The 4,076-nt window shown below is 72.7% G+C and carries 5 protein-coding genes; all 5 read right to left on the reverse strand.

Translation table 11 applies throughout. The features are described from left to right. Window positions 1–82 precede the first annotated feature (82 nt). On the reverse strand, window positions 83–496 hold the full coding sequence (locus MTQ10_RS28500) for a DUF3151 domain-containing protein (RefSeq protein ID WP_247473219.1): 414 nt from the start codon (window positions 494–496) through the stop codon (window positions 83–85). Between the two features lie 101 nt (window positions 497–597). Further along, complete coding sequence (gene fbaA, locus MTQ10_RS28505) at window positions 598–1,620, reverse strand: class II fructose-bisphosphate aldolase (protein WP_247473221.1); 1,023 nt, start codon at window positions 1,618–1,620, stop codon at window positions 598–600. Between the two features lie 178 nt (window positions 1,621–1,798). After that, entirely contained in the window at window positions 1,799–2,347 is a 549-nt protein-coding gene (pyrE, locus tag MTQ10_RS28510) for an orotate phosphoribosyltransferase (protein WP_247473222.1), read from the reverse strand. Between the two features lie 66 nt (window positions 2,348–2,413). Next, window positions 2,414–3,202 carry an aldose epimerase family protein gene (locus tag MTQ10_RS28515; protein ID WP_247473224.1) on the reverse strand — a complete coding sequence of 263 codons (789 nt, stop codon included), beginning with the start codon at window positions 3,200–3,202 and terminating at the stop codon, window positions 2,414–2,416. A 40-nt stretch (window positions 3,203–3,242) separates the two neighbouring features. Continuing rightward, window positions 3,243–3,728 (reverse strand): hypothetical protein, encoded by a 486-nt coding sequence (locus tag MTQ10_RS28520; protein ID WP_247473226.1) that lies wholly within the window; start codon window positions 3,726–3,728, stop codon window positions 3,243–3,245. Window positions 3,729–4,076 lie beyond the last annotated feature (348 nt).

Genomic DNA, 4,076 nt, shown 5'->3' on the forward strand with positions numbered 1-4,076 from the left:
CCCGAGGAACGCCCCCACGACACGTACGGCCCGCCTGCCGCCGGGGGGCGGGGCGGGCCGTGCCGGGCGGGGTGCCGCCGGGTCAGCCGAGGGTCTCGGCGGCCGTCTCCGAGGAGTCCTTCAGGAACTGCGAGCAGCGCTCGTACTCCTCCTTCTCGCCGATGGCCTGCGCGGCGCGGGCGAGGGCGTGCAGGGCGCGCAGGAAGCCGCGGTTCGGCTCGTGCTCCCAGGGGATCGGGCCGTGGCCCTTCCAGCCGTTGCGGCGCAGCGCGTCCAGGCCCCGGTGGTATCCGGTACGGGCGTAGGCGTACGACTCGACGACCGAGCCCCGCTCGAACGCCTCGTCGGCCAGCCGGGCCCAGGCCAGCGAGGACGTCGGGTGCTTCGCGGCGACCTCCGCGGCGGCGGTGCCGGAGGCCAGCAGCTCACGCGGCTCCGGGTCGTCGGGCAGGTGGGTGGGGGGCGGGCCCCCGAGGAGGTTCTCGTGGATGCTCATGCCCCAAGTCTGGCACCGCGCCCGCCCCGCCCCGGGCCCCGCATTGCGCAAAGGCCGGGGCGGGACCCTCGCGGTCCCCGCCCCGGCCCTCGAAGGCACCGTTACTTGATCTTGGTGCCGGCCGAGCGGAGGCTCTGGCAGGCCTCGACGACGCGCTGGGCCATGCCCGCCTCGGCGAGCTTGCCCCAGGTGCGCGGGTCGTAGGTCTTCTTCGAGCCGACCTCGCCGTCGACCTTCAGGACACCGTCGTAGTTCTTGAACATGTGGTCCGCGACCGGACGCGTGAAGGCGTACTGCGTGTCCGTGTCGATGTTCATCTTCACCACGCCGTTCTCCAGCGCGGTGTGGATCTCCTCGACCGTGGAGCCGGAACCGCCGTGGAAGACGAAGTCGAACGGCGACTGCTTGCCGAACTTCGCGGCGACGCCCTCGTTCAGCTCCTTCAGCAGCTCGGGACGGAGCACGACGTTGCCCGGCTTGTACACGCCGTGCACATTGCCGAAGGACGCGGCGAGGAGGTAGCGGCCCTTCTCGCCCAGGCCGAGCGCCTCGGCGGTGCGGATCGCGTCGTCGACCGTCGTGTACAGGGAGTCGTTGATCTCGTGCGAGACACCGTCCTCCTCGCCGCCGGTCGGGGTGATCTCGACCTCGAGGATGATCTTCGCGGCGGCGGCGCGGGCCAGCAGCTCCTGCGCGATCTCCAGGTTGTCGGCGAGGGTCTCGGCCGAGCCGTCCCACATGTGGGACTGGAACAGCGGGTTCTCGCCGCGGGCGACCCGCTCCTCGGACACCGCGAGCAGCGGGCGTACGTACCCGTCGAGCTTGTCCTTCGGGCAGTGGTCGGTGTGCAGGGCGACCGTGATGTCGTACTTCTTCGCGACGATGTGCGCGAACTCGGCCAGGGCGACCGCGCCGGTCACCATGTCCTTGTTGTGCTGGCCGCCCAGGAACTCGGCGCCGCCGGTCGAGATCTGGATGATGCCGTCGCTCTCGGCCTCGGCGAAGCCGCGCAGCGCCGCGTGCAGGGTCTGCGACGAGGTGACGTTGATGGCCGGGTAGGCGAACTTGCCTGCCTTCGCCCGGTCGAGCATCTCGTTGTAGACCTCGGGGGTTGCGATGGGCATTCGTCCGCTCCTTGTATGTGCGGGTGGGCGTTCTTGCTGCTTACGGCCCTGACCTAGACCTGGGGTGTGGCGACGTCATCGTCGGCCCCATCTTTCCAGACCTGGCCGGAAGGTCCAGGTGTGGTCCGCAGGGCGGTCACTACCGACGGGTAGCTCCCGGCCGCCTGGACCGGACCGGTCAGTCGAGGCCCAGCTCGTCCTTGGAGTACGCGTACAGGTACGGCACACCCGCGCCGTCCTGGATCTTCTCCGCGGCGCCGGTGGCCCGGTCGACGATCGTGGCGACGGCGACGACCTCGGCACCGGCCTCCCGCACGGCCTCGACGGCGGTCAGCGGGGAACCGCCGGTGGTCGAGGTGTCCTCGACGACCAGGACCCGCCGCCCGGCGATCTCCGGCCCCTCCACGCGCCGCTGAAGACCGTGCGCCTTGGCGGCCTTCCGCACGACGAACGCGTCCAGCTTCTTCCCGCGCGCTGCGGCCGCGTGCAGCATGGCGGCGGCGACCGGGTCGGCACCCATGGTCAGCCCGCCCACGGCGTCGAACTCCAGCTCGGCGGTCAGGTCGAGCAGCACCTGCCCGACCAGCGGCGCGGCCTCCCCGTCGAGGGTGACGCGCCGCAGGTCGATGTAGTAGTCGGCCTCGATGCCCGACGACAGGGTCACCTTGCCGTGCACCACGGCCTTGTCCTTGATCTGCTGCAGCAGAGCCGCACGTACGTCCGTCATGCCGGACAGCTTAGGCGGTGCCCCGCCGGCCCGGACCGGCCGCGGTGGCGGGCACCGCCTCGCTGGTCACAGGCGTGTCCAGGTCCAGACGGTGGTGGCCTCCAGCGGGTCCAGCGGGGTGACCAGGCGGGGGGCGGTGTTCAGTCCGTCCGGCGGGCCGGTCTGCGGCTCCACGCACACGGCCTCGGCCTGCTCGTCGTAGACGACGACCCATTCCTCCCGGCTGGTGACCTTCAGCTCAAGCTGCCCCGGCCAGGTGAGGGTGACGTCCACCCCGCCGGGCATGCCGAAGCAGTCGTCCCAGGGGCCGGGCAGGGGGTCGATGCGCTTGCCGGTCGGCAGGTGGTCCTCGCCGCGCTCCTCCTGCCACGCGGGCGAGAAGTCGACGCGTACGTCCTCGCCGCCGAGGTTCCGCAGGAACCAGGGGTGCCAGCCGGCCTGCGCCGGGAAGGACGAGCCGTACGTCTCCACGCCCATGGTCAGCGTCAGCGAGCCGGGCGCGAGGACGATGTGGTGGGTGACCCGGCCCGGGTAGGGCCACGGCTCGACCAGGTCGTACGTCAGGACGGCCTCGTCGGTGCCGCGCCGGGCGACGCTCCAGGCGCCGTCGCGGGCGGTGCCGTGGATGGCGTGCGGCGGGGCGTTGAGCGGCATCCGGTGCTCCACGGCACCGTCCCGGAAGCGTCCCTCCCGCATCCGGCCGCACCACGGCACCATCGGGAAGCACCCGTACCGCTCCCCCTGCCGCAGCAGTTCGGTGCCGCCCACGCGCAGTCCGGCGATCCGCCCGCCGTTCCCTGGCGTCAGGACGACTTCCGCGTCGCCGGCGGTCAACGTGATGTCTTCGTTGCTCACGGGACGACCCTACTTCGGGAGCGGGGGCCGGGGGCGCGGCTCAGGCGCCGCGTGCTGCCCCTTCCGGCCACACCACGTCGACGGGCAGGCCGCCCGCGCGGGCCGTGAGCACGGCGTCGGCGGTACCGCCGCCCTGCCCGCCCGGCGGTGCACCGTCCCATACGGCGACGAGGCGTTCGGCGCGGCGCAGCATCTCCTGGTTGGCCGCCTCGTACGCCGCCGCGTCCGCGACCGGGCGGTCGAGGACCGTGACGTCGTCGGCGGCCTCGACGAGCCGGTCGAACGTCCCGGCGTGCTCGGGCGTCACCACCGCCGAACGGTAGTCCCGCGACGGTACGACCGCGACGAGCCGCCCGCCCAGCTCCAGCACGACCTCGGCGAAGAGCGAGTCGGCGCCCGCCGCGAGACAGGACACGCCCGTGAGGTCACCGGCGTACGGCGCGAGCGTCTCGCGCAGCGCCTCCCGCACGAGCGGCAGGCTGGCCTCGGTCAGACGGATGTGCCCGGTCACCGCTATGACGGTCATCTGTCTCCCGTACCCCCGTGGTCCTGTCCGTGTGCCCGTGGTCCCGTCGGCGTCCCCGGGTCCTGTCCGTGTGCCCGTGGTCCCGTCGGCGTCCCCGGGTCCTGTCCGTGCCCGTGGTCCTGTCGGCGTCCCCGGGTCCTGTCCGTGTGCCCGTGTGCCCGTGGTCCTGTTCGGCCCCGTCTTCGTTCAGGCCGTCGCCGGTCAGCCCCGTCTCCGCAGGATCCGTCCGGCCACCACCGCCGACGCGACCAGTACGGCGGCGGCCGGTACCGCCCAGCGCAGGGCCGCCGAGGTCGTGGAGACCGTCTGGGGGACGGGGACGGGGGCGTAACGGCCGCCGCCGTACTG

This window comes from Streptomyces sp. XM83C, assembly GCF_023072675.1.
GTDB lineage: Bacteria > Actinomycetota > Actinomycetes > Streptomycetales > Streptomycetaceae > Streptomyces > Streptomyces thermocoprophilus.

Coding starts and splice junctions, on each gene's coding strand:
- MTQ10_RS28500 (WP_247473219.1), bottom strand. CDS start 496: ATGAGCATCCACGAGAACCTCCTCGGGGGCCCGCCCCCCACCCACCTG.
- fbaA (WP_247473221.1), bottom strand. CDS start 1,620: ATGCCCATCGCAACCCCCGAGGTCTACAACGAGATGCTCGACCGGGCG.
- pyrE (WP_247473222.1), bottom strand. CDS start 2,347: ATGACGGACGTACGTGCGGCTCTGCTGCAGCAGATCAAGGACAAGGCC.
- MTQ10_RS28520 (WP_247473226.1), bottom strand. CDS start 3,728: ATGACCGTCATAGCGGTGACCGGGCACATCCGTCTGACCGAGGCCAGC.